Source organism: Streptomyces sp. DH37, from assembly GCF_029813835.1.
Taxonomy (GTDB): Bacteria; Actinomycetota; Actinomycetes; order Streptomycetales; family Streptomycetaceae; genus Streptomyces.
In genome coordinates this window covers 15209-37087 of record NZ_JARVKV010000028.1, presented here as the reverse complement: position 1 = coordinate 37087, position 21879 = coordinate 15209, and the positions used below count along the sequence as shown (strand labels likewise).

The window sequence follows — 21879 nt, the reverse complement described above, 5'->3', positions numbered from 1 at the left end:
CGAACGTCGCGGGCGGGCCACGACCGAATGGCCAGGATACTGGACCGGCCGCTCCGGTCCCAATCGGGGCCGACCGGGCTCCGGGCCGGCCCGGAGCCCGCCGGGCTAACGGCCCTGCTCGTACTGCCGCAGCTGCTCCATGTCGATCATGCTGGTGTCGAAGAAGCTGGTCTCGTCCAGCGCGGTGGGCTGCTGGGCCTGCTGGGGCTGGTACGGCGGCGGCGCGGGGACGGGGGTCCGGCCGCCCTGCTGGTAGGCGTACGGGTCCTGCTGCGGCGGCTGCCCGTACTCCTGCGGGTAGCCGTAGCCCCCCTGCTGGTGCCGGGGCTCGTACGCGGGCTGCTGGGCCTGCTGCGCGGGCTGGTAGGCGTACGGGTCCTGCTGCGGCGGCTGCCCGTACTCCTGCGGGTAGCCGTAGCCCCCCTGCTGGTGCTGGTAGGCGTACGGGTCCTGCTGCGGCTGGGGCTCGTACGCGGGCTGCGGCGGCTCCACGGGGGCGGCGTGGACCCGGGGCGCCTGGGGTGTCCGGGGCTCCTGGGCGACGGCGGCGAGGTCGGCGAGGTAGTCGGCGTCGCTCTGCTGCTGCCCGTGCTCGTCCTGGGCCGCCAGGTGGGCGCCCAGATCGTCGGTGGGCTGGTGGCCGGTGAGCTTCTGGCGGCCGCGCCCGACCGCCTCCAGGGTCTTGGTGAGGACCGCCTCGAAGGCCCGGAACTGGGTCTCCACGTACGCGTCGGCGCGCTCCCGCAGCTCGGCGGGGTCGGCGGAGCGCTCCGGGATGTCCTCGTCGCCGTCCCGGCCGTAGGGGTCGGCGCCCGGGCCGCGGCCCAGGAGCTTCTCCCGCCCCCGGTCGACCGACCCGATGGTCTTGCTCAGCACGACCTCGAAGTTGGCGAGCTTGCTGTCGACGTAGTCGTCGGCCTCGGCGCGGATCTCCTCGGCCTCCTGCCGCGCCTGGGCCAGGATGCGGTCGGCCTCCACCTGCGCGCGGCGGGCGACCTCGGTGCCGGAGACCAGCGAGCCGCGTTCGGCCTGCGCGGAGTCGATGATCCGCTGGGCCTCCTGCCGGGCCTCGGCGATCATCTGCTCCCGGTCGCCGATCAGCTCCCGGGCCTGGGCGAGCGAGCCGGGCAGCGCCTGCCGCACCTCCTCCAGCATGCCCAGCAGCTCCGCGCGGTTGACCACGCAGGAGGCCGACATGGGCATGGAGCGTGCGCCTTCGACCGCCGCGACGATGTCGTCGAGTTTCTGCTGTACGTCCACGGGAGCGACTGTACGGGCAGCGGCCGCCGGTGCGACACCGGATGCCGGAACCGGCCGGGGCGGGCGCGCGGGGCGCGCCCGGGGCCGGGTCGCCGGGGGCGGGCCTCAGCGGCGGGTCAGGCGCCCGCGCAGGGCCTCCAGCACGACGGGCGGCACCAGGTGGGAGACGTCGCCGCCCCAGGCCGCGACCTCCTTGACCAGGCTGGAGGAGAGGAAGCTGTAGGTGGGGTTGGTCGGTACGAACAGCGTCTCCACGCCGGAGAGCCCGTTGTTCATCTGGGCCATCTGGAGTTCGTAGTCGAAGTCGCTGACCGCCCGCAGGCCCTTGACGATGGCCGGGATCTCGCGCTGCTTGCAGAAGTCCACCAGGAGGCCGTGGAAGGCCTCGACCCGCACGTTGCCGTACTCGGCGGTGACCCGGTGGATCAGGTCGATGCGCTCGTCGACGGTGAACAGGCCCTGCTTCGACTTGTTGATCATCACCGCGACGTACACCTCGTCGTAGAGCCTGGAGGCGCGGGAGATGATGTCGAGGTGTCCGTTGGTGATGGGGTCGAAGGACCCCGGACAGACGGCGCGGCGCACTGGCGTTTCCTCGCTCTCCGTACGGGTCATGACGCGTCGGTGACCTCTTCGGCTTCTTCGGCGGCGCGACCGTACCAAAGCGTGCCCTCGCCGTAGCGGCGGGACCGCAGCCCCTCGAAACCGGCGGGCCAGCGGAATTCGCCGCCTCTGGTGCTGCGTTCCACGGTGGCGAGGGCTCCGCCCGTGAGCCAGCCCCGGGCCCGGAGTGTGAGAAGGATCTCGCGCAGTTCGTGGTCCCCGACGGCGTACGGCGGATCGAGGAAGACCACGTCGTACGGCTCCCCGGGAGCCTCCGCGCGCACCAGCTGCTCGGCCCGGCCGGCCCGTACCTCGGCGCCGGGCAGGCCGAGACCGCGGACGTTCTGCCGGATGGTGCGCACGGCCCGGACGTCGGACTCGACCAGCAGGACGTGCGCGGCGCCGCGCGAGAGCGCCTCCAGGCCGACCGCGCCCGAGCCCCCGTACAGGTCCAGCACCCGCAGGCCCTCCAGCGGGCCGAGCAGCGACTCCCAGGTGGAGAACAGGCCCTCGCGCGCCCGGTCGGAGGTCGGGCGGGTGCCCTGGCCGGGCGGCACCGCCAGCCGTCGTCCGCCGGCCGCTCCGGCGATCACGCGGGTCATCGCTTCACCGTCTCCAGGGTGCTCGGGCAGGGGCGCTGGGCGGCGGCCCGGCGGGCCGCCGCCCACCACGATAGGCGGGCCCGGGGGCTTCGGCCCGCCGCCCCGTCCCTCCCGGCCGGGGTGGGCGGCGCGGCCATCGTCACCGGAGGGCCGACACCGGAGGGCCGTCACCGGAGGCCCGTCACCGGAGGGTCCCGCCGCCGGCGGTGGCGTCCGGCGTCCCGGCGGTCAGCCCTTCTCCAGGTACTCCTCGCGCTCGGCGTCCAGCAGGGCGTCCAGGGCCGCGCGCAGCTCGGGCAGGCCCTCCAGCTCGGGGTCGGCGGCGACGATCTCGGTCGCCGCCGCCCGGGCGGCCACGATGACCTCCTCGTCGTCGATGACGGCGAGCATCCGCAGGGACGACCTGGTGCCGGACTGGGCCTGGCCCAGTACGTCGCCCTCGCGGCGCTGCTCCAGGTCGATGCGGGACAGCTCGAAGCCGTCCAGCGTCGCGGCGACCGCCCCCAGCCGGGCGCGGGCGGGACTGCCCTCGGGGGCCTCGCTCACCAGCAGGCACAGTCCCGGCGCGCTGCCGCGTCCCACCCGGCCGCGCAGCTGGTGGAGCTGGGAGACGCCGAAGCGGTCCGCGTCCATGATCACCATCACGGTGGCGTTCGGCACGTTCACGCCGACCTCGATGACGGTCGTGGCGACCAGGACGTCCAGCTCGCCCGCGGTGAAGCGGCGCATCACCTCGTCCTTGGCGTCCGGCTGCATGCGGCCGTGCAGCGCCGCCACCCGCAGGCTCTGGAGGGGGCCGTCGGCGAGCTGCCCGGCGACGTCGAGGACGGCCAGCGGGGGGCGGCGCTCGCCGTCCCCGCCGGCGCCCTCGCCGTCCCCGCCGCCGTCCCCGCCGTCCTCACCGCCGCCCCCGCCGTTCCTCCGGGCGCCCGCGGGCTCCTCCTCGTCGCCGATGCGCGGGCAGACCACGTACGCCTGGTGCCCGGCCGACACCTCCTCGCGCACCCGCTCCCAGGCGCGGGCGAGGAAGTGGGGCTTCTCCGCGGCGGGGACCACATGGCTGGCGATGGGCGAGCGCCCGGCCGGGAGCTGGTCGAGCACGGAGGTCTCCAGATCGCCGAAGACCGTCATCGCGACCGTGCGCGGGATGGGGGTGGCGGTCATCACCAGCAGGTGCGGGGGCTGCTCGCCCTTGGAGCGCAGGGCGTCGCGCTGCTCCACCCCGAAGCGGTGCTGCTCGTCCACCACGACCAGGCCCAGGTCGTGGAACCGGACCCTGTCCTCGATCAGGGCGTGGGTGCCGACGACGATCCCGGCCTCCCCGGTGGCCAGGTCCAGCAGCGCCCGGCGGCGGGCGGCGGCCCCCATGGACCCGGTGAGCAGCACCACCTTGGTGCCCTGCTCGGCGCCGCCGAGCATGCCGCCCTCGGCCAGCTCGCCCATCATCTCGGTGATGGAGCGGTGGTGCTGCTGAGCCAGCACCTCGGTGGGGGCGAGCATCGCGGCCTGTCCGCCGGAGTCCACCACCGCGAGCATGGCCCGCAGCGCCACCAGCGTCTTGCCGGAGCCGACCTCGCCCTGGAGCAGCCGGTGCATGGGGTGCTCGGTGGCCAGGTCGTCGAAGATCTCCCGGCTGACGGCGCGCTGGCCGTCGGTGAGCGTGAACGGCAGCCGGGCGTCGAAGGCGTCCAGCAGCCCGCCCTCGCGCGGCTTGCGCGCCACGGCCGGCAGCTGGCCCTCGGCCAGCCGGCGGCGGGCCAGGGCGACCTGGAGGACGAACGCCTCGTCCCACTTCAGCCGGGCCCGCGCCAGCTCCACGTCCGCCTTGGTGCGCGGCCGGTGGACCTTCTCCAGCGCCTCCGGCAGCGTCGGCAGACCGCGTTCGGCGCGCAGCGCGGCGGGCAGCGGGTCGGCGACGCCGGCCCAGCCGGTGGCCCGCAGGGACTCCACGACGGTGGTGACGGCCTTGGCGATCTTCCACGACTCCAGCTGCTTGCACGCCGGGTAGATCGGCATGAGCCTGCCCGCGAAGGCGTCCACCGCGTCCGCCCCGCTGTCGGCGCCCAGCAGCTCGTAGGCGGGGTGGGAGAGCTGGAGCTTCCGGTTGAACACCCCGACCTTGCCGGCGAACATCCCGCGGCGGCCGGGCAGCAGCTCCCTGTGGTGGTGGTGGACGGTCTTGCCGAAGAAGACCAGCTGGAGGCGGCCGCTGCCGTCGGTGAGGGTGACCTCCAGGCGCTTGCCGCGCCCGTGGTTGAAGGTGAGCACCCGGGAGTCGGCGACCTGGGCGACGACGGTGACGTGCTCGTCCAGCGGCAGGTCGGCGAGCCGGGTCAGCTCACCGCGCTCGGCGTACCGCCGCGGGTAGTGGTGCAGCAGGTCGCCGACGGTGCGCAGGCCGAGGTGCTCGGCCATCACCTTCGCGGTGGTGCCGCCGAGCACCTTCCTCAGCGGTTCCGTCAGGGGGTCTTGCGGGTTCTCTTCCAGCGCGGGCACGCCCCCATTGCACACCACGGCACCGACAGCGCGGGGCGCGCGACCCGCTCACTCCACGCCGATCAGCAGCGGACCGCTCTGCCGTCCCTCGTAGACGAGCGTGTCGACGGCCAGGTGGGTCCGGCGCACATGGTCCTCCAGGTACTCGGCCAGGTCCCCGGAGGCGTCCGCGCCGACCACCAGCGTCACCAGCTCGCCGCCCGCCGAGAGCATCCGGTCCAGTACGGCGGCGGCCACCTGGGCCGCCTCCGCGCCGATCAGCGCCACGTCCCCCTCGATCAGGCCGAGGACGTCCCCGGCCTGGCAGATCCCGGCGGTGGTCCACGCCTGCCGCTCGGCGACGCACAGCTCGCCGTACCGGGTGGCCCCGGCGGCGGAGGTCATGGCGACGACGTCCTCGTCGAAGCGGCGGCCGGGCTCGTGGACGGCGAGCGCGGCGATGCCCTGCACCGGGGAGCGGGTGGGGATGATGGCGACCCGCAGCCCCTCGGCGCGGGCCTGCTCGGCGGCCGCGGCGGCGGTGTGCCGCAGCTCGGGGTCGTTGGGCAGCAGGACGACCTCGGGCGCGTTCGCCCGCCGCAGCGCCTGCACCAGCTCCCCGCTGGCGGGCGGCTCCCCGGGCCGCACGGTGACGGTCGTGGCGCCCGCCGCGGCGCACAGCTCGGCCAGCCCGTCGCCGGGCACCACCGCGACCACGGCGCGGGGGACGGCGTGCCGCGCGGCGCGGGCGGCCTGCCGGTCGCCCTGCGCGCCGAAGTGCGTGATCCGGATGCGGAACGGGCGGCCCGCCTCGATGCCGGCCTCCACGGCGGCGCCCGCGTCGTCCACATGGACGTGGACGTTCCACAGCCCGTCGCCGCCGACCACCACCAGGGAGTCGCCGAGGGCGTCGAGCCGGGCGCGCAGGGCGGCCACGGCGTCGTCGTCGGCCTCCAGCAGGTAGAGCACCTCATAGGCCGGACCGCCCGGGCCGCCCGGACCGTCCGGACCGCCCGGCGCGGCGCAGCCCTCGCCATCCGGCCCGGAGTCCGGGCCCGGGTACGGCACGGGCGCACCGGCGCGGCCGGCGGCCGGGTCCTCGGGCCGCTCCCCGGTGAGCGTGGCGACCAGCGCGCCCAGGACGGTGACCAGACCGTAGCCGCCCGCGTCCACCACGCCCGCGCGGGAGAGCGCCGGGAGCTGGTCGGGGGTGTCCTCCAGGGCGGTGCGGGCGGCGGCCCAGGCCGCGCGGGCCACCGCGGCGCAGTCGCCCGCGGCGCTCGCGGCCGCCTCGGCGGCGGCCGCCGCCACGGTGAGCACGGTCCCCTCCACCGGGTGGGCGACCGCGGCCCGGGCCGCGGTCGCGGCGCGGCGCAGCGCGCGCCGCAGCAGTTCCCCGTCGTCCTCGCCGCAGGAGTCCCCGTCCGATGAGTCCCCGCCCGATGAGCCCCCCTCCGGGGAGGTCCCCCCGCGGGGACCGTCCGGGCCCGCGCCGTCCTCCGCCGCGCCGACCTCCTCGGCCATGCCGCGCAGCAGCTGCGCCAGGATCGTCCCGGAGTTGCCGCGCGCGCCGATGAGCGCGCCGTGCGCCATGGCCCGGACGGCCTGGGCCGGGGTGGGCTCCCCCGCGCACGCTGCCTCCACGGCCCGGGCGGCGGACTCCACGGTCAGGTAGAGGTTGGTGCCGGTGTCGGCGTCCGCCACCGGGTAGACGTTGATCGCGTCGATCGTCTCGCGGGCGCGGCCCAGCGCGTCGAGCGCCTGGGCGCACCAGCTCCGTACCGCGGCGGCGTCGAGCGGGTGCGGCACGGACGGGCCTCCTGGGGGCTTGCGGCCGGGCGGCCGGACGGACAGCGGCGACGGGCGAAGGCTAGTGCCCGGGGCGGCCCGTGACCGGGGGCGGGGGGCCGGGAGGCGGCGGGAAGGTGGTGGGGGACGGCGGGGAAGCGGTGGGGGGACGGCGGGGAGGTGGTGGGGAGCCGTGGTAATTTCGTGGTCCGGACGGGGGCGAGGTATGCTTCCCCGGTTGCCCGACCCGCTCGGGCTCTACCCAATTCCCTGGCAGTGCCGGTCATCCTCTGATCCTGCCGACGCCGGGATTTCACTGTACGTGCATCTGAAGTCTTTGGAGTGACCCGTGGCTGCCAACTGCGACGTCTGCGGCAAGGGGCCGGGCTTCGGCAACAACATCTCGCACTCGCACCGCCGTACGTCCCGCCGTTGGAACCCCAACATCCAGCGGGTGCGTGCGATGGTCGGGCGGACGCCGAAGCGGCTCAACGTCTGCACCTCGTGCATCAAGGCCGGCAAGGTCTCGCGCTGAAACGCCTGACCTCTCCCCCGCCGCTCGGCGGGGGTGATCCGGTCTCGCGCTGACGCAACGCCCAGCGCGGCCACTTTGCCGGTTGTGCCGAGAAGCCGGTCCACTGCTGTGGACCGGCTTCTCGGCGTACCCGGGTCCGGGTGCTCAGGCCTCCCGGCCCAGCCGCCAGCCGTGGTCCACCGGTCCGATGCCGCCGCCCAGCGCGAAGCCCGCCGCGACGGCGCCCGTCACGTACTCCTTGGCGTCGGCGACCGCCTGCGGGACCGTTCGTCCCTTCGCCAGCTGCGCGGCGATCGCGCTCGCCAGGGTGCAGCCGGTGCCGTGGGTGTGGCGGTTGTCGTGGCGGGGGGCGCGCAGCCAGTGCTCGGCGGCGCCGTCGGTGAGCAGGTCCACCGCGTCCCCGTCCTTGAGGTGGCCGCCCTTGATCAGCGCCCACCGCGGCCCGTACGCCAGCACCGCCTCCGCCGCGCGCGGCAGATCGGCCTCGCGCTCCACCCGTACGCCGGTGAGCTGGGCGACCTCGTCCAGGTTGGGGGTGGCGACGGTGGCCCTGGGCAGCAGCTCGGTGCGCACCGTCTCCAGCGCCTCGGCCGCCAGCAGCGGGTCGCCGTGCTTGGAGACCCCGACGGGGTCCACGACCACGGGCGCCGTGAGGCCGTCCAGCAGGCCGGCGACCGTCGCGACCAGTTCGGCGGTGGCGAGCATGCCGGTCTTGACCGCCTGCACCCCGATGTCGTCCACGACGCTGCGGAACTGCTGTCGCACCGCCTCGGCGGGCAGCTCCCAGGCGCCCTGCACGCCCAGGGAGTTCTGCGCGGTGACGGCGGTGAGCACGCTCATCCCGTGGGTGCCGAGCGCGAGCATGGTCTTCAGGTCGGCCTGGATGCCCGCTCCGCCGCCCGAGTCGGATCCGGCGACGGTGAGGACGCGCGGTGGTGGTGTACGCATGCCCGCAGCCTACGGCCGGGGAGCCGGGCTCCCCCCGGCCCCCTCAACTCCCGAAGTGGTCCCAGCCGCCGGCCCGGTTCCAGGGGGCGCCGTCCACCGTGGCCTGCGGCGCCGCGGAGGGGTGGAGCACCTCGCCGATCCGGCGCCAGCGGGCGGGCAGCTTGGCGTCCGCGGGGAAGGTGGCGACGATCGCGTGGTCCTCTCCCCCGGTGAGCACCCACTGCAGCGGGTCGACGCCCACCGCCTGCCCGATGTCGGACATCTGGGCGGGGACGTCGAGGGCGGCCGAGCGGATGTCGATGCGGACCTTGCTGGCCTCGGCGATGTGCCCGAGGTCGGCGACGAGTCCGTCGCTGACGTCGGTCATCGCGGTCGCGCCCAGCTCGGCCGCCGCCGGGCCGGCGTGGTACGGCGGCTCGGGGCGGCGGTGGGCCTCGACGAAGGCGCGCGGCGAGCGGAACCCGCGCGCGAGCACCGCGTGTCCGGCCGCCGACCAGCCCAGCCAGCCGGTCACCGCGACGACGTCGCCGGGCCGCGCCCCGGAGCGGGTGACCGGCTCGCGGCCGTGCAGGTCGCCCAGCGCGGTGATCGCCACGGTGATGGTCTCCCCGCGCACCACGTCCCCGCCGACCACGGCCGCGCCCGCGACCTGGCACTCGTCGTGGAGGCCGTCCATCAGCTCGGTGGGCCAGGTGGCCGGGAGTTCGGCGGGTACGACGAGTCCGAGCAGCAGCGCGGTGGGCTCGGCCCCCATCGCGGCGATGTCGGCCAGGTTCTGCGCCGCGGCCTTGCGGCCGACGTCGTAGGCGGTGGACCAGTCGCGCCGGAAGTGCCGTCCCTCCAGCAGCAGGTCGGTGCTGGCCACGACGCGCCGGTCGGGCGCGGCGACCACGGCCGCGTCGTCGCCCGGACCGATCCGCACGGCCGGGGTGGGGGTGATCCGCGAGGTCAGCTCCCGGATCAGCCCGAACTCCCCGAGCTCCCCCACGGTCCGGCCGGGGGTCCTGGGGGCGGCGCCCCCGGGGAAACCAGAGGGAGACCGCCCCCCGGGAGAACTCAGCATCGTCGTGCCCCTTCGTCAGTGCGCTCGAACGGTACCGTCGCGGCCGCCCCTCCGGTCCCCCACCCCGCCGTCCTGCCGTGCCCGCCCGCGGTGCGGGTCTCCCCGGCGGAGTCGGCGACGCGATACCGTGGCGTCCCTTCAACTCCCATGATCCTCGTAGCCGCCCTGGAGGTTCCGTGGTACAGGCGTACATCCTGATCCAGACAGAGGTCGGCAAGGCGTCGACCGTCGCCGAGGTCGTCGGCGAGATCCCCGGGGTGACCCGGGCCGAGGACGTGACCGGTCCCTACGACGTGATCGTGCGGGCCGAGGCCGACACGGTGGACGACCTGGGCCGCATGGTGGTGGCCCGGATCCAGCACGTGGAGGGCATCACCCGTACCCTGACCTGCCCGGTCGTCCATCTGTAGCTCCCCCGTATGCTCGCCCGGTGAGCTCTTCGCCCCGCCGGTCCCTCCCGTCGGCCCTCCGGCCGCCCGCCACCGCGCTCGCCGTGCTCGCCGTGCTCGTCGCGGCGGCCGGCTGCGCGTCCGGTGCGTCCGGTGCGTCCGGTGACGACGCTCCCCGTCCGTCCCCGCCGAGCCCGACGGGCCGGGCCGCCGAGACCTGCCGCGCGCTGTACGACGCGCTGCCGGAGAAGGTGGAGGGGCAGTCCCGGGTCGCGATCGAGCCCGAGACGCGGTACGCCGCCGTGTGGGGCGATCCGGCGATCGAGCTGGGCTGCGGGGTGCCGCGGCCCGAGGTGCTCACCCCCGGCAGTGAACACTACAACCCCACCTCCGACTCGGTGGAGGTGAACGGCGTCTCCTGGCTGCTGGAGGAGCGGGACGGCGGTTACCGCTTCACCCTCCTGGACCGTGAGGTCTTCGTCCGGGTGACGGTCCCCGACGCGTACGCGCCCGAGGTCAACGCCCTGGTCGACCTCGCGGACGCGGTGCGGGGGGCCGTTCCCGAGAAGCCGCTGTGACGTCCCGCTGACGGCGTCCGCCCCTCCCGTACCGCCCGTCCCCCCGCCGCGGGCCCGCACCCGTCGCGCGGGCCGCGGCGGGCGCGCTCAGCGCAGGCCGGTCGAGCGGCGCAGGGCGGCCCTGATGAGGCGGTCGACCAGCTCGGGGTAGCCGACGCCGCTGGCCTCCCACATCCGCGGGTACATGGAGATGGGCGTGAAGCCCGGCATCGTGTTGATCTCGTTGATGACGAACTCGCCGCTGTCCAGCAGGAAGAAGTCCGCGCGGACCAGGCCCTCGCAGGAGGCCGCGTCGAAGGCGCGCACCGCCAGCTCCTGGACCCGCCGGGTCTGCTCGTCGGTCAGCGGGGCGGGCACGACGCCCTCGGCGGAGTCGATGTACTTAGCCTCGAAGTCGTAGAAGTCGTGGGCGGTGGCCGGCGGGATCTCGGCCGGGAGGCTGGCGCGGGGGCCGTCCTCGAACTCCAGGACGCCGCACTCGATCTCGCGGCCGCGCAGCAGCGCCTCGACGATGATCTTCGGGTCGTGGCGCCGCGCCTCGGCGATCGCCTCGTCCAGGCCGGCCAGGTCGTCGACCTTGGTGATGCCGAAGGAGGACCCGGCGCGGGCGGGCTTGACGAAGACCGGCCAGCCGTGGTCGCCCGCGAAGTCCACGATCCTCTTGCGCGCGGCGTTCTCGTCCCGCTCCCACTCCCGCGGCCTGACCACCGTGTACGGGCCGACGGGCAGCCCGAAGGAGGTGAAGACCCGCTTCATGTACTCCTTGTCCATGCCGACCGCCGAGGCGAGCACGCCCGAGCCGACGTAGGGCACGCCGGCCAGGTCCAGCAGGCCCTGGATCGTGCCGTCCTCGCCGTAGGGGCCGTGCAGCATGGGGAAGACGACGTCGACCTCCCCGAGCACCTTGGGCACCGAGCCCGGCTCGCTGTAGACGACCTCGCGGTTGTCCGGCTCGAAGGGCAGCAGCACGGAGCCGGTGTCGGACTCGGCGAGCTGCTCCACGTTCGGCAGGGCGCGGTCGGCGATCGCCATCCGCTCGGGGTCGTCGGCGGTCAGCGCCCAGCGGCCGTCGGCGGTGATGCCGATGGGCAGGACGTCGTAGGCCGTGCGGTCGATGGCGCGCAGTACGGCGCCCGCGGTGACCACGGAGATCCCGTGCTCGGAGCTGCGGCCGCCGAAGACGACGGCGACGCGCGGCCGCCGGCCGGCCGGCGGGGGCGTCTGGGGGCCTGGGGAGAAGGACTGGCTGCTCATATCCGGGCGAGATTACCTGACGTGATGGCGGTGGGCGGTCAGCGGCGCTCGGCCTTGGCGCTGCGCGACATCAGTTCCTTCAGAGCGACCAGCGGGGGCTTGCCCTCGTGGACGATGTCGACGACGGTCTCGGTGATGGGCATGTCGACGCCGTGCCGCCGGGCCAGGTCCAGCACCGACTCGCAGGACTTGACGCCCTCGGCGGTCTGCCGGGTCGCGGCGATGGTCTCCGCCAGGGACATGCCCTTGCCGAGGTTGTGTCCGAAGGTGTTGTTGCGCGACAGCGGCGAGGAGCAGGTGGCGACCAGGTCCCCCAGGCCCGCCAGGCCCGCGAAGGTGTGCTCGTCGGCGCCCATGGCCAGACCGAGCCGGGTGGTCTCGGCCAGGCCGCGGGTGATCAGCGAGGCCTTGGCGTTGTCGCCCAGGCCCATGCCGTCGGCGATGCCGACCGCCAGCGCGATGACGTTCTTGACGGCCCCGCCCAGTTCGCAGCCGACGACGTCGGTGTTGGTGTAGGGGCGGAAGTACGGGGTGTGGCACGCGCCCTGGAGCCGCCGGGCCACCTCCTCGTCGCGGCAGGCGACGACGGAGGCGGCCGGCTGCCGCTCGGCGATCTCGCGGGCCAGGTTGGGGCCGGACAGCACGGCGATCCGGTCCGGATCGGCCCCGGCGACCTCCTCGATCACCTCGCTCATCCGCTTGGCGGTGCCGAGTTCGACCCCCTTCATCAGGGAGACGAGCACGGTGTCGGACGGCAGCAGCGGCGTCCACGCGGAGAGGTTGCCGCGCAGGGTCTGGGAGGGCACGGCCAGCACCGTGAACTCCGCGCCGTCGGCGGCCTCGGCGGGGTCGGTGGTGGCGCGCACGGTCTCGGGGAGCGTGACCCCCGGCAGGTAGTCGGGGTTGGTGCGGGTGGTGTTGACCGCCTCGGCCAGCTCCGCGCGGCGGCCCCACAGCGCCACCTCGCAGCCCGCGTCGGCGAGCACCATCGCGAAGGCGGTGCCCCATGATCCGGTGCCGTACACGGCGACTCGCGTCACGCGCTCTCCCCCTCGGCCGCCGCGTGGTCGACGGCCGTCTCGTTCCCGGTGCCGTTCCTGGCGGGCTCCCTGCCCGCGACCGCGCTCGCGGCGGACTCGCGCCGGTCCCGCGCGAGCGCCCGGCGGCGGCCGTGGCGCTGGGCGGGCGCGGCCTCGCCGCGCACCTCGGCCAGCAGCTGCGTGATCGCGTCCATGATGACGTCGGTGACCTCGCGCAGCAGTTCCGCGGTGGGCTCGCGGTCGTAGAACCGCGACAGGTCGAGGGGCGGACCGGCCAGCACCGTCAGCGTCCTGCGCGGGAAGAGGCGGATCTTCCCGATCCCCGCGTACGGCGGCACGGCCTCGTTGGCGCCCCACTGCGCGACGGGGATGACGGGCGCCTTGGTCAGCAGGGCGACGCGGGCGGCGCCGGTCTTGCCCTCCATCGGCCACATGTCCGGGTCGCGGGTGAGGGTGCCCTCGGGGTAGAAGGCCACGCACTCGCCCCTGCCGATCGCGTCGACGGCGGCCCGGAAGGCGCTCACGGCGTCGGCGGTCTCGCGGTAGACGGGGATCTGCCCGGTCCCGCGCATCACCGCGCCCACGAATCCGCCCCTGAACAGGGAGTCCTTGGCGAGGAAACGGGGGACGCGTCCGGTGTTGTACTGGTAGTGGGCGTAGGAGAGCGGGTCCAGATAGGAGTTGTGATTCACCACGGTGATGAATCCACCGTCGGCCGGAATATGCTCCATTCCACGCCAGTCCCGCTTGAACAGCACCACCAGGGGCGGTTTCGCCAAAACCGCGGCAAAGCGGTACCAGAAGCCGATTCTGCGGCGGGACACCCGGACACCATCTCCTCTTGCCTGCTGCGGCACACGCGCCGCCGGGAACAACCGCACAAGTGTCGCCCCGGGTCGTCGCCCTGTCGAGCACACCGTAACCCCGAGGGCTCCGGACGGCTCCGGCGGCGGGTGAGAATGGGATCGATGCATCGCGACGACGAAACGGGGGCCGTGGGGCCCGCGGGGCCCGCGGGGATCACGGCCCCGTGGACGCTGATCGTGCCCCTCAAGCCCCTGGCGCTGGCGAAGAGCAGGCTGGGCCCGGTGGCCGGGGAGGGGCTGCGGCCCGGGCTGGCCCTGGCCTTCGCCCAGGACACCGTGGCGGCGGCGCTGGCCTGCCAGGCGGTGGAGGGTGTGGTGATCGTCACGGACGACCCGCGCGCGGGGGCGGAACTGGCCGCGATGGGGGCGCGGATCGTGCCGGACGCTCCGGACGCCGGGCTGAACGCCGCGCTCGAGCACGGCGAGGCGGCCGTGCGGGCGGAGCGCCCCGGCGCCGCGGTGGCCGCGCTGAACGCCGACCTCCCCGCGCTGCGGCCCGTGGAGCTGGCGCGGGTGCTGGAGGCGGCGCGGGCGCACCGGCGGGCCTTCGTCGCCGACGCGGCCGGGGTCGGCACCACGCTGCTCGCCGCGGCCGGCGGCGCCGCTCTGGCCCCGGCCTTCGGGGGCGCCTCGCGCGCCCGTCATCTGCGCTCCGGCGCGGTGGAGATCGCGCTGCCCGGTGTGGAGAGCGTCCGGCGGGACGTGGACACCGGCGAGGACCTGGCCGCCGCGCTGGCGCTGGGCGTGGGCCCGCACACGCTCAGAACGTCTGCAGCGTCACCAGCGTGATCCGGCGCCGCTCGCCCTCGCCCTCGGTCTCGATCCGCACCCGCTGGCCCGGGCGCAGCAGCCGCAGGCCCCCCGCGTCGAAGGCGGCGGCGCCGAAGGGGAGGGGCGTGCCGTCGTCGAGGAGCACGCTGCCGCTGCGGGTCGCGGGGTCATAGGTGTACGCGGTGGCCTGCATGGCCTCGAGCCTAGACGAGCCGGGCGGCGCCACGGCGGGGCGGAGCGGGCCGTACGGAGCGGGCCCGGGGCGGACGCGTACGGTCTGCGGGCCCGGAACGGACCGCGGGCCGGGCCCCCGGGAGTCCGGCCCGGCGCGGTCGCCGTACGCCCGCCTCACTTCCTGCGGGCCGCCGCCCTCTTGCGCGCCGAGGTCCTGCGGCCGGGGGCCTTCTTGGCCGGGGCCTTCTTGGCGGCGGCCTTCTTCGTGGTGCTCTTCTGGGCGGCCGCCTTCTTGCCCGTGGCCTTCTTCGCCGTCGCCGTCGCCGTCTTCGCCGGGGCGGCCTTGGCCGTCGTCTTCTTGGCGGCGCCCTTCTTCGCGGGCGCCGTCTTCTTCGCGGTGGCGGCGGCCTTCTTCGCCGGGGCCGCCTTCTTGGCCGCGGCCTTCTTCGCCGTCGCCTTGCGGGTGGTGGCGCCGGCCCCGCCCGAGAGGCTGCCCTTGGGGGCCTTCTTCACGGCCACCTCGCCGCCCTTGGGGAGCTTCTTGGCGCCGCTGACCAGGTCCTTGAAGCCCTGCCCGGCGCGGAAACGCGGAACGGAGGTCTTCTTGACCCTGACGCGCTCGCCGGTCTGGGGGTTGCGGGCGTAGCGGGCCGGGCGCTCGACCTTCTCGAACGAGCCGAAACCGGTGACCGAGACCCGGTCGCCGGCGACGACCGCGCGGACGATCGCGTCCAGCACCACGTCCACCGCGTCGGCGGCCTGCTGGCGTCCGCCGAGCCTGTCGGCAATTGCTTCAACGAGCTGCGCCTTGTTCACGTCTTCCCCTTCGGAGGCATTGCCAGAACGAATCTGTCCGAGCTTTTTCGCACGTTAGGCAGATATTCACCGCAAATCAAACGCGAAACGTGCGAATCACCCTTGTGTCGCAACAAAATCGACCATCACGCGCTTCCGTCCGCGCGCCGGTCTTCCCGTTCCGCGGGGAAGCCGTCCCGGTCGATCTCCTCCATCAGCCGGTTCAGTCGCCGCGCCGCGCCGGCCAGGTCGTGTTTCGCGGCGGCGGTGACGACGAGGATCCTGCGGGCGAGTGCCGCCCGTACGTCCTCGGGCACTTGCAGCGCGCGCACCATGGCGTGCGCGTCCTTCAGCCGGGTGGCGACGAGCTCGTGGAGCGGCAGTTGACCGTCGCGTTCCATGCACCGATTGTGCCATTGGAGGTGAGTTGTCACCTCCAAGGGGCCCAACACGCCGTGGGGCGGACACGCACGGGTGAGGCAACTCCGCCGCGCGGGGCGGCCCTTGCCCCCTGCGCTTCCTCCGGTTCCCCCCGGCTTCCCCCGATCCCCGTCCGCACGCCCGAGCGCCCCCGGCTCGTGAAGCCGGGGGCGCTCGGGGAGGGCTCGGGCGCGGAGGCGCCGGACGCGGGTCAGGCGGTCAGGGTCCGCGGTTTGAAGGAGGGCCGCTCCGTCTCGTACGCGGCGATGTCGTCCTCGTGGCGCAGGGTGATGCTGATGTCGTCCAGCCCCTCCAGCAGGCGCCAGCGGGCGTTCTCGTCCAGCTCGAAGTCCGCCTCGACGCCGGGCGCGGTGACCTTGCGCGCCACGAGGTCGACGGTGATCTCGGCCGTCGGGTCGGCCTCGGTCAGCTCCCACAGCTCGTCCACGGTCCGCTGCGGCAGGACGACGGTGAGCAGGCCGTTCTTCAGCGAGTTGCCGCGGAAGATGTCGGCGAAGCGGGAGGAGATCACGGTCTTGAAGCCGTAGTTCTGCAGCGCCCAGACGGCGTGCTCGCGCGAGGAGCCGGTGCCGAAGTCGGGTCCGGCGACCAGCACCGTGGCGCCCTGCCGCTCGGGCCGGTTGAGCACGAACTCCGGGTCCTTGCGCCAGGCCTCGAACAGGCCGTCCTCGAAGCCGTCGCGGGTGACCTTCTTCAGCCAGTGCGCGGGGATGATCTGGTCGGTGTCGACGTTGCTGCGGCGCAGCGGGACGGCGCGGCCGGTGTGTGTGGTGAAGGCTTCCATGGCTGCTCTCAGACTCCCGCGGGCTGGCGTACGTCGGACAGGTCGGCGGGCGAGGCCAGGTGGCCCAGCACGGCGGTGGCGGCGGCGACCTGCGGGGAGACCAGGTGGGTGCGGCCGCCCTTGCCCTGCCGGCCCTCGAAGTTGCGGTTGGAGGTGGACGCGGAGCGCTCACCGGGCTTGAGCTGGTCGGGGTTCATGCCCAGGCACATCGAGCAGCCCGCGTGCCGCCACTCGGCGCCGGCGGCGGTGAACACCTTGTCCAGCCCCTCCTCGACGGCCTGGAGCGCGACCCGTACCGAACCGGGCACGACCAGCATCCGCACCCCGTCGGCGATCCTCCGGCCCTCCAGCACGGCCGCGGCCGAGCGCAGGTCCTCGATGCGGCCGTTGGTGCAGGAGCCGACGAAGACGGTGTCCACGGCCACCTCGCGCAGCGGCTGCCCGGCCTCGAGCGCCATGTACTCCAGCGCCTTCTCGGCGGCCAGCCTCTCGCTGGGGTCGGCGAAGGACGCCGGGTCCGGCACCGAGGCGCTCAGCGGCGCGCCCTGCCCGGGGTTGGTGCCCCAGGTCACGAACGGCGCCAGCTCGGAGGCCTCGATGACCACCTCGTGGTCGAAGACGGCGTCGTCGTCGGTGCGCAGGGTCCGCCAGTACTCCACGGCCGCGTCCCAGTCGGCGCCCTCGGGCGCGTGCTCGCGGCCCCTGAGATAGGCGAACGTGGTCTCGTCCGGGGCGATCATGCCCGCGCGGGCGCCGGCCTCGATGGACATGTTGCAGATGGTCATCCGCGCCTCCATCGACAGCTTCTCGATGGCCTCGCCGCGGTACTCCAGGACGTAGCCCTGGCCGCCGCCGGTGCCGATCCGCGCGATGATCGCCAGGATCAGGTCCTTGGCGGTGACGCCCTCGGGCAGCTCGCCGTTGACCGTGACGGCCATGGTCCTGAACGGCGCCATCGGCAGGGTCTGGGTGGCCAGGACGTGCTCGACCTGGCTGGTGCCGATGCCGAACGCCAGCGCGCCGAAGGCGCCGTGCGTGGAGGTGTGGCTGTCGCCGCAGACCACCGTCATGCCCGGCTGGGTCAGTCCCAGCTGCGGTCCCACCACGTGGACGACGCCCTGCTCGACGTCGCCGAGCGGGTGCAGCCGCACACCGAACTCCGCGCAGTTCTTGCGCAGCGTCTCCAGCTGGACGCGCGAGACGGGGTCGGCGATGGGCTTGTCGATGTCGAGGGTCGGGGTGTTGTGGTCCTCGGTGGCGATGGTGAGGTCGGTGCGCCGCACCCGGCGCCCGTTCTTGCGCAGCCCGTCGAACGCCTGGGGGCTGGTGACCTCGTGCAGCAGGTGCAGGTCGATGTAGAGGAGGTCGGGCTCGCCTTCCGCGCGCCGGACGACGTGGTCGTCCCAGACCTTCTCCGCGAGTGTCCGTCCCATCGCTTTCCCTCCGACCGGCCGCGTTGCCGGCCTCGTCTCGACGTCCATGCCGCCGCCTCCGCGAGAGCGGGGTGGCGACTGTCACCCCAGCTTGGCGGGTTCGCGGGGAAATTGAACTTGCGTTTCGTAATGTGAGACGCGAATATCGTTGCATGGACAACTCTAGCGGCGTCGGCGTACTCGACAAGGCGGCTCTGGTATTGAGCGCTCTGGAGTCCGGTCCGGCCACCCTCGCCGGGCTGGTCGGAGCGACCGGGCTCGCGCGCCCCACGGCGCACCGGCTCGCGGTGGCACTGGAACACCACCGCTTCGTGGCCCGCGACATGCAGGGCCGTTTCATCCTGGGCCCGCGGCTGGCCGAGCTGGCCGCCGCCGCGGGCGAGGACAGGCTGCTCGCCTCGGCCGGCCCGGTGCTCACGCACCTGCGCGACGTCACTGGGGAGAGCGCCCAGCTCTACCGCCGCCAGGGGGACATGCGGATCTGCGTCGCCGCCGCGGAACGGCTGTCCGGACTGCGGGACACCGTACCGGTCGGCTCCACCCTCCCGATGAAGGCCGGCTCCGCGGCCCAGGTCCTGATGGCCTGGGAGGAGCCCGAGCGGCTGCACCGCGGACTGCAGGGCGCCCGCTTCACGGCGACGGCCCTCTCCGGCGTACGGCGGCGCGGCTGGGCCCAGTCCATCGGTGAGCGCGAGCCCGGCGTCGCCTCGGTCTCCGCGCCCGTACGCGGTCCGTCCAACCGCGTGGTGGCCGCCGTGTCGGTCTCGGGACCGATCGAGCGCCTGACCCGCCACCCGGGCCGTATGCACGCCCAGGCGATCGTGGAGGCCGCCGGCCGCCTGACCGAGGCGCTGCGCCGCAACGGGGGCTGACCGCCGGACGGACGGGGCCCGGCCGCCGGGCCCCGCCGGGCGCCGCGCCGACGGCGGATCCCGGCGACGGCGACAGAAGGCAACGGCGACAGAGAGCAACGGAAAGAGGCCCTCCGCCGAAGCGGAGGGCCTCTTCTCTCCTGTACCCCCGACCGGATTCGAACCGGCGCTACCGCCTTGAGAGGGCGGCGTGCTAGGCCGCTACACAACGGGGGCCCCAGCAGCGGTCCCGAAGGACCGAGTACCCCCGACCGGATTCGAACCGGCGCTACCGCCTTGAGAGGGCGGCGTGCTAGGCCGCTACACAACGGGGGCTTGGATCTCGCTGGGAAGATCGCGCTGGGGTACCAGGACTCGAACCTAGACTAAGTGAACCAGAATCACTCGTGCTGCCAATTACACCATACCCCACCACATCTCAACCCCTCGCGGGGTCTTGATCGGGTGGCCGCCTCGCGGTTTTCCGGCCTTTCGGCCCGTTCCGCCTGGCGACGGGAAGAACATTACCCGATCGAAGCCCGTGCTCCAAAACGAGTTCCCGCCGGGTCGTCCGGCCGCGTCACCGGCCCCTCCGGGCCGGTCGTCCGCGACGGACGGGGCACACAGCGTGACGGCGGGTTCGCGAGGGGGCCGGAGGAAGCCGAGGGGAGCCGGGAGGGAGCCGGAGGACGCGGACCCGGGGAACGGACGCCGTTCGCCGGGAACTTGTCCGGGCCCGGGGGCCCGCGTGCCGCGCACGCGAAGGAGGCCGGGAGCAGGGCTCCCGGCCTCCTTCACAGGGTTCCTCCGGACCTCGGGACGGCCCTCACGCCTGGGCGCCGGCCTCCAGCTTCGCCAGGGCGGCGTCCACGCGGGCCAGGGTGCGCTCGCGGCCCAGGACCTCCAGGGACTCGAACAGGGGCAGTCCGACGGTGCGGCCGGTGACCGCGACGCGGACCGGGGCCTGGGCCTTGCCCAGCTTCAGCCCGTGCTCCTCGCCGGCGGCCAGGACGGCCTCCTTGAGGGCCTCGGCGTTCCACTCGGCCTCGGCCAGCTTCGCCCGCGCGGTGCGCAGCAGGGCGTCCGCGCCCGGCTTCATCGCCTTGGCCCAGGCCGCCTCGTCCTGGACCGGCTCGTCCAGGAAGAGGAAGTCGACGTTGGCGGTGATGTCGGACAGGACGGTGAGGCGGGTCTGGGCCAGGGGCGCCAGGGCCTCGAAGGCGGCGCGGTCGAAGCTCTCCGGCGTCCACGGGGCGTGCGGGGCCCGCAGCCACGGCTCGCAGCGGGCGATGAAGTCCTTGGTGTCCAGGTCCCGGATGTGGGTGGCGTTGATGGCCTCGCACTTCTTGAGGTCGAAGCGCGCCGGGTTGGCGTTGACGCTCCCGATGTCGAAGGCGGCGACCATCTCCTCCATCGAGAAGATGTCCCGGTCCTCGGCGATCGACCAGCCCAGCAGGGCCAGGTAGTTGAGCAGGCCCTCGGGGAGGAAGCCGCGCTCGCGGTAGAGGTTGAGCGAGGACTGCGGGTCGCGCTTGGAGAGCTTCTTGTTGCCCTCCCCCATCACGTACGGCAGGTGCCCGAACTCCGGGATGCTCCCGTTGCCCACGCCGATCTCCGCCAGCGCCCGGTACAGCGCGATCTGGCGGGGTGTGGAGGAGAGCAGGTCCTCGCCGCGCAGGACGTGGGTGATCTCCATCAGCGCGTCGTCGACCGGGTTGACCAGCGTGTACAGCGGGGCGCCGTTGGCGCGGACGATGCCGTAGTCGGGGACGTTCTCGGGGGTGAAGGTCAGCTCGCCGCGGACCAGGTCGGTGAAGGTGATCGGCGTGTCCGGCATCCGGAAGCGGACGATGGAGGGGCGTCCCTCGGCCTCGTACGCGGCGCGCTGCTCGTCGGTCAGGGCGCGGCACTTCCCGTCGTAGCCGGAGGGCTTCCCGGCCCTGCGGGCGGCCTCGCGGCGCTCCTCCAGCTCCTCGGCGGTGCAGTAGCAGCGGTAGGCGTGGCCGGCCTCCGTCAGCCTCCGCGCGACGTCGGCGTAGATCTCCATGCGCTGCGACTGGCGGTAGGGGGCGTGCGGGCCGCCGATCCCGGGGCCCTCGTCCCAGGTCAGGCCCAGCCAGCGCATCGAGTCGAGCAGCAGCTCGTAGGACTCCTCGGAGTCGCGGGCGGCGTCGGTGTCCTCGATGCGGAAGACCAGGGTCCCGCCGTGGTGCCGGGCGAACGCCCAGTTGAACAGGGCGGTGCGGACCAGGCCCACATGGGGGTTGCCGGTCGGCGAGGGACAGAACCGTACGCGTACGTCAGATGCGCTAGCCACGCTTGATCACCTTGTTGGTGAGAGTGCCGATGCCTTCGATGGTGACGGCGACCTCGTCGCCGACGGTGAGGGGGCCGACGCCCGCCGGGGTGCCGGTGAGGATGACGTCCCCGGGGAGCAGCGTCATCGCCTCGGTGACGTGGACGACCAGGTCCTCCACCGAGCGCACCATCTGGCTGGTGCGGCCGAGCTGCCGCTGCTCGCCGTTGACGGTGCACATGACGGCCAGGTCCGCCGGGTCGACGTCGGTGACCACCCACGGGCCCAGCGGGCAGGAGCTGTCGAAGCCCTTGGCCCTGGCCCACTGGGGCTCGGCGCGCTGGACGTCACGGGCGGTGACGTCGTTGGCGCAGGTGTAGCCGAGGATGACGTCCGCCACCCGCTCGCGGGGCACCTGGCTGCACATCCGGCCGATCACCACGGCCAGCTCGGCCTCGTGGTGCAGCTCGCGCGAGAAGGTCGGGTGGACGATCGGGTCGCCGGGCCCGACCACCGAGGTGGAGGGCTTGAAGAACGTGACCGGGACCTCGGGGACCTCGTTGCCCATCTCCGCCGCGTGCTCGGCGTAGTTGCGGCCGATCGCCACCACCTTGTTGGGCAGCACGGGCGGCAGCAGCCGCACCTTGTCCAGGGGGACGCGCCGGCCGGAGCGCTCGAACTCGGCGAAGGGATGGCCCTTGATGATGTCGAGGACGAGGTCGTCGCCGGCCTGGGCGTCCCCTTCCACGACTCCGAACGCGACGTTGCCGTCGATGGAGAATCTGGCGATGCGCACGGGTGGTGCTGCCCCTCGTTGATCGCGGGTGGGAGATGACACTCAAGGGTAAGCCCCGCACACTCGCGGTGTGCGGGGCCCTGCCGTGCGCATGTGTGGAGGTGTCGCTTCCGGGTACCGGACGGAAGCGGGGTGGA

The 21879-nt window shown here is 74.0% G+C and carries 22 protein-coding genes and 3 tRNA genes; 5 read left to right on the top strand and 20 right to left on the bottom strand.

Going from position 1 to position 21879, the window contains the following annotated elements; translation table 11 throughout:
- Positions 1-105: 105 nt before the first annotated feature.
- The 5 genes from QC029_RS15910 to QC029_RS15890 all read right to left on the bottom strand — a co-directional run bounded on the left by QC029_RS15910 (position 106) and on the right by QC029_RS15890 (position 6749).
- Positions 106-1260: a cell division initiation protein gene (locus QC029_RS15910; protein ID WP_279556314.1), complete on the bottom strand. Its 1155-nt coding sequence runs from the start codon at positions 1258-1260 to the stop codon at positions 106-108.
- 105 nt (positions 1261-1365) lie between these two features.
- Complete coding sequence (gene coaD / locus QC029_RS15905; RefSeq protein WP_279556313.1) at positions 1366-1845, bottom strand: pantetheine-phosphate adenylyltransferase; 480 nt, start codon at positions 1843-1845, stop codon at positions 1366-1368.
- Between the two features lie 26 nt (positions 1846-1871).
- Positions 1872-2465: a 16S rRNA (guanine(966)-N(2))-methyltransferase RsmD gene (gene rsmD / locus QC029_RS15900; RefSeq protein WP_279556312.1), complete on the bottom strand. Its 594-nt coding sequence runs from the start codon at positions 2463-2465 to the stop codon at positions 1872-1874.
- A gap of 228 nt (positions 2466-2693) precedes the next feature.
- Complete coding sequence (gene recG / locus QC029_RS15895) at positions 2694-4880, bottom strand: ATP-dependent DNA helicase RecG (RefSeq protein ID WP_279556343.1); 2187 nt, start codon at positions 4878-4880, stop codon at positions 2694-2696.
- Between the two features lie 129 nt (positions 4881-5009).
- Entirely contained in the window at positions 5010-6749 is a 1740-nt protein-coding gene (locus tag QC029_RS15890) for a DAK2 domain-containing protein (RefSeq protein WP_279556311.1), read from the bottom strand.
- Positions 6750-7077: 328 nt separating this feature from the next.
- On the opposite strand from QC029_RS15890, the gene rpmB reads away from it, so the two are divergent.
- Complete coding sequence (gene rpmB, locus QC029_RS15885; protein ID WP_093662092.1) at positions 7078-7263, top strand: 50S ribosomal protein L28; 186 nt, start codon at positions 7078-7080, stop codon at positions 7261-7263.
- Between the two features lie 144 nt (positions 7264-7407).
- Here the strand turns inward: rpmB and thiD are convergent, their stop codons facing one another.
- Positions 7408-8211 (bottom strand): bifunctional hydroxymethylpyrimidine kinase/phosphomethylpyrimidine kinase, encoded by an 804-nt coding sequence (gene thiD, locus QC029_RS15880; RefSeq protein WP_279556310.1) that lies wholly within the window; start codon positions 8209-8211, stop codon positions 7408-7410.
- 43 nt (positions 8212-8254) lie between these two features.
- Positions 8255-9199 (bottom strand): thiamine-phosphate kinase, encoded by a 945-nt coding sequence (locus QC029_RS15875; RefSeq protein WP_279556309.1) that lies wholly within the window; start codon positions 9197-9199, stop codon positions 8255-8257.
- A gap of 251 nt (positions 9200-9450) precedes the next feature.
- On the opposite strand from QC029_RS15875, the gene QC029_RS15870 reads away from it, so the two are divergent.
- Both QC029_RS15870 and QC029_RS15865 read left to right on the top strand, forming a co-directional pair.
- Positions 9451-9684, top strand: coding sequence for an Lrp/AsnC family transcriptional regulator (locus tag QC029_RS15870; protein ID WP_279556308.1), 234 nt, complete (start codon positions 9451-9453; stop codon positions 9682-9684).
- Between the two features lie 20 nt (positions 9685-9704).
- Positions 9705-10241 (top strand): DUF3515 domain-containing protein, encoded by a 537-nt coding sequence (locus QC029_RS15865; protein ID WP_279556307.1) that lies wholly within the window; start codon positions 9705-9707, stop codon positions 10239-10241.
- An 87-nt stretch (positions 10242-10328) separates the two neighbouring features.
- On the opposite strand, the gene QC029_RS15860 is transcribed toward QC029_RS15865, so the two are convergent.
- From QC029_RS15860 to QC029_RS15850, 3 genes are read right to left on the bottom strand one after another with little or no spacing between them, the layout of a single operon-like run.
- Entirely contained in the window at positions 10329-11495 is a 1167-nt protein-coding gene (locus QC029_RS15860) for a D-alanine--D-alanine ligase family protein (protein WP_279556306.1), read from the bottom strand.
- Between the two features lie 38 nt (positions 11496-11533).
- Positions 11534-12535, bottom strand: a complete 1002-nt coding sequence (locus QC029_RS15855) for an NAD(P)-dependent glycerol-3-phosphate dehydrogenase (RefSeq protein WP_279556305.1) — start codon at positions 12533-12535, stop codon at positions 11534-11536.
- On the bottom strand, positions 12532-13359 hold the full coding sequence (locus tag QC029_RS15850) for a 1-acyl-sn-glycerol-3-phosphate acyltransferase (RefSeq protein WP_279556304.1): 828 nt from the start codon (positions 13357-13359) through the stop codon (positions 12532-12534). Before QC029_RS15850 ends, QC029_RS15855 begins: the two co-directional genes overlap by 4 nt.
- A gap of 144 nt (positions 13360-13503) precedes the next feature.
- On the opposite strand from QC029_RS15850, the gene cofC reads away from it, so the two are divergent.
- Entirely contained in the window at positions 13504-14190 is a 687-nt protein-coding gene (cofC, locus tag QC029_RS15845) for a 2-phospho-L-lactate guanylyltransferase (RefSeq protein WP_279556303.1), read from the top strand.
- On the opposite strand, the gene QC029_RS15840 is transcribed toward cofC, so the two are convergent.
- From QC029_RS15840 to leuC, 5 genes are all read right to left on the bottom strand, one after another.
- On the bottom strand, positions 14162-14365 hold the full coding sequence (locus QC029_RS15840) for a hypothetical protein (protein ID WP_031508236.1): 204 nt from the start codon (positions 14363-14365) through the stop codon (positions 14162-14164). The two genes, cofC and QC029_RS15840, sit on opposite strands and share 29 nt — an antisense overlap.
- Before the next feature lie 155 nt (positions 14366-14520).
- A complete protein-coding gene (locus QC029_RS15835; RefSeq protein ID WP_279556302.1) occupies positions 14521-15162 on the bottom strand; it encodes an HU family DNA-binding protein in 642 nt (213 codons plus the stop codon).
- Positions 15163-15287: 125 nt separating this feature from the next.
- On the bottom strand, positions 15288-15542 hold the full coding sequence (locus tag QC029_RS15830; RefSeq protein ID WP_279556301.1) for a hypothetical protein: 255 nt from the start codon (positions 15540-15542) through the stop codon (positions 15288-15290).
- 230 nt (positions 15543-15772) lie between these two features.
- Positions 15773-16366, bottom strand: a complete 594-nt coding sequence (leuD, locus tag QC029_RS15825) for a 3-isopropylmalate dehydratase small subunit (protein WP_279556300.1) — start codon at positions 16364-16366, stop codon at positions 15773-15775.
- 8 nt (positions 16367-16374) lie between these two features.
- A complete protein-coding gene (gene leuC / locus QC029_RS15820) occupies positions 16375-17799 on the bottom strand; it encodes a 3-isopropylmalate dehydratase large subunit (protein WP_279556299.1) in 1425 nt (474 codons plus the stop codon).
- A gap of 152 nt (positions 17800-17951) precedes the next feature.
- On the opposite strand from leuC, the gene ndgR reads away from it, so the two are divergent.
- Entirely contained in the window at positions 17952-18671 is a 720-nt protein-coding gene (gene ndgR, locus QC029_RS15815; protein ID WP_093662066.1) for an IclR family transcriptional regulator NdgR, read from the top strand.
- 143 nt (positions 18672-18814) lie between these two features.
- Here the strand turns inward: ndgR and QC029_RS15810 are convergent.
- From QC029_RS15810 to QC029_RS15790, 5 genes are all read right to left on the bottom strand, one after another.
- Positions 18815-18887 (bottom strand) — tRNA-Glu (locus QC029_RS15810).
- Between the two features lie 26 nt (positions 18888-18913).
- Positions 18914-18986 (bottom strand) — tRNA-Glu (locus tag QC029_RS15805).
- A 24-nt stretch (positions 18987-19010) separates the two neighbouring features.
- Positions 19011-19082: transfer RNA gene (locus QC029_RS15800), tRNA-Gln, on the bottom strand.
- A gap of 394 nt (positions 19083-19476) precedes the next feature.
- Positions 19477-20967, bottom strand: coding sequence for a glutamate--tRNA ligase (gene gltX / locus QC029_RS15795; protein WP_279556298.1), 1491 nt, complete (start codon positions 20965-20967; stop codon positions 19477-19479).
- Entirely contained in the window at positions 20960-21742 is a 783-nt protein-coding gene (locus QC029_RS15790; RefSeq protein WP_279556297.1) for a fumarylacetoacetate hydrolase family protein, read from the bottom strand. Before QC029_RS15790 ends, gltX begins: the two co-directional genes overlap by 8 nt.
- Positions 21743-21879: the final 137 nt, after the last annotated feature.

Excerpts from the sequence above, each read along its gene's own strand:
- rsmD (WP_279556312.1), bottom strand. The coding sequence starts at position 2,465 with ATGACCCGCGTGATCGCCGGAGCGGCCGGCGGACGACGGCTGGCGGTG.
- recG (WP_279556343.1), bottom strand. The coding sequence starts at position 4,880 with ATGGCCGAGCACCTCGGCCTGCGCACCGTCGGCGACCTGCTGCACCAC.
- thiD (WP_279556310.1), bottom strand. The coding sequence starts at position 8,211 with ATGCGTACACCACCACCGCGCGTCCTCACCGTCGCCGGATCCGACTCG.
- QC029_RS15860 (WP_279556306.1), bottom strand. The coding sequence starts at position 11,495 with ATGAGCAGCCAGTCCTTCTCCCCAGGCCCCCAGACGCCCCCGCCGGCC.
- cofC (WP_279556303.1), top strand. The coding sequence starts at position 13,504 with ATGCATCGCGACGACGAAACGGGGGCCGTGGGGCCCGCGGGGCCCGCG.
- QC029_RS15840 (WP_031508236.1), bottom strand. The coding sequence starts at position 14,365 with ATGCAGGCCACCGCGTACACCTATGACCCCGCGACCCGCAGCGGCAGC.
- QC029_RS15830 (WP_279556301.1), bottom strand. The coding sequence starts at position 15,542 with ATGGAACGCGACGGTCAACTGCCGCTCCACGAGCTCGTCGCCACCCGG.
- leuD (WP_279556300.1), bottom strand. The coding sequence starts at position 16,366 with ATGGAAGCCTTCACCACACACACCGGCCGCGCCGTCCCGCTGCGCCGC.
- leuC (WP_279556299.1), bottom strand. The coding sequence starts at position 17,799 with ATGGGACGGACACTCGCGGAGAAGGTCTGGGACGACCACGTCGTCCGG.
- ndgR (WP_093662066.1), top strand. The coding sequence starts at position 17,952 with ATGGACAACTCTAGCGGCGTCGGCGTACTCGACAAGGCGGCTCTGGTA.